General features: G+C 71.6%; 2 protein-coding genes. One reads left to right on the top strand and one right to left on the bottom strand.

Going from position 1 to position 1,290, the window contains the following annotated elements:
• Nucleotides 1-289: hypothetical protein (locus tag FRW57_RS21730; protein WP_203230486.1), on the bottom strand; the 289-nt coding region annotated here is incomplete at its 3' end.
• A 238-nt stretch (nt 290-527) separates the two neighbouring features.
• Here FRW57_RS21730 and FRW57_RS21725 point away from each other — a divergent pair.
• On the top strand, nt 528-959 hold the full coding sequence (locus FRW57_RS21725) for an Hsp20/alpha crystallin family protein (RefSeq protein ID WP_152187050.1): 432 nt from the start codon (nt 528-530) through the stop codon (nt 957-959).
• Nucleotides 960-1,290 lie beyond the last annotated feature (331 nt).

Genomic DNA, 1,290 nt, shown 5'->3' with positions numbered 1-1,290 from the left:
TGCCCGCGTCCGGGCGGGTGCCCAGGTCCCCGGCGGCCGTGTCGGTGACCGCGGGGCTGGCCCGGCGGGCGGTCAGCTCCACCACCACGTGTGCCCGCCCGCAGGTGGGGCACAGCACCGCCCCGGGGGCGGTCGGGTCCGGGCAGGGCACTTGGTCGTGGAAGTAGTAGTCCCGGTCGTGGCCGTGCCCGTCTTCGACGTGCTGTACGTCGTAGTCGACCGACCAGGTCCGGCCGCAGCCGTCGCAGGTGAACGCCAGCCGCTCCACCGACACCTCCTTCAAGATCACCGCGAACACCTCCCCGCGCAGCCGTGGCCGCGGCGCGCCGAGCGGCGGCCGAGGCCGGTGTGGGTTCCTGCCATACCGATCGATCTCCCTTCCGTGTCGTTCCTCGCGTCCTTCGCTTGCCCCAGTCTGATACATGTGCTATATGAAATCTATAGCAGCCGCTGGAGAACGGTGGCTGTGGCAAGACCCGACCACAGCAACACCAGCAGCAGAAGGGAGCAGAACCCACATGGCACAGATGCTGATGCGCACCGACCCGTTCCGGGAGCTGGACCGGCTCACCCGCCAGGTGTTTGGCGGCAGCGGCACCCTGGCCAACCCGGCGGTGATGCCGATGGACGCCTGGCGCGAGGGGGACACGTTCGTGGTCCAGTTCGACCTGCCCGGGGTGGACCCGTCGGCGGTCGACCTGGACGTCGAGCGCAACGTGGTCACCGTGCGGGCCGAGCGCCCGGCCCGGGAGGACACCGACCAGATGCTCGCCGCCGAGCGGCCCCGCGGCACGTTCAGCCGGCAGCTGGTGCTGGGTGACAACCTGAACACCGACGCGATCGAGGCGAGTTACGACGCCGGCGTGCTCACGCTACGGATCCCGGTGGCCGAGCAGGCCAAGCCCCGCAAGATCCAGATCAGCACCGGTCAGGGCGAGCGCCAGGCGATCAACAGCTGACCGGCACGGCGGGTCCGGGCCCGCGACGGACGGATCCGCCACCGAGAGGCGACAAGAAGATGCGACAAGAAGGAGGTGATCGGGTCAGCACCCACCCCCTGAGTCGACCACACCCCGGGAAAAGGGGGGCGGCCGCCGGCCCGGCCCGGCCCGGTCTGTTCCATGCCGCGCCACGCAACCCCGCCGGCGGCACGCCCACACAGCGAACTCGTGTCGATCCGGCACACCGGGCCAGCGGCCGCCCACCCCTGCCAGGTGCTCGGGCCGTGCCCCCTCCTGCGCGACGACGCCAAAGGGGCACGGCCTCCCGGCGGCGCGGTCGGAGCCGGCA

The sequence above is a fragment of the Segeticoccus rhizosphaerae genome, from assembly GCF_009192725.1.
GTDB lineage: Bacteria > Actinomycetota > Actinomycetes > Actinomycetales > Dermatophilaceae > Segeticoccus > Segeticoccus rhizosphaerae.
The sequence above is the reverse complement of the archived record's forward strand: the minus strand, read 5'-3'. Positions and strand labels throughout refer to the sequence as shown.

Excerpts from the sequence above, each read along its gene's own strand:
- FRW57_RS21725 (WP_152187050.1), top strand. The coding sequence starts at position 528 with ATGCTGATGCGCACCGACCCGTTCCGGGAGCTGGACCGGCTCACCCGC.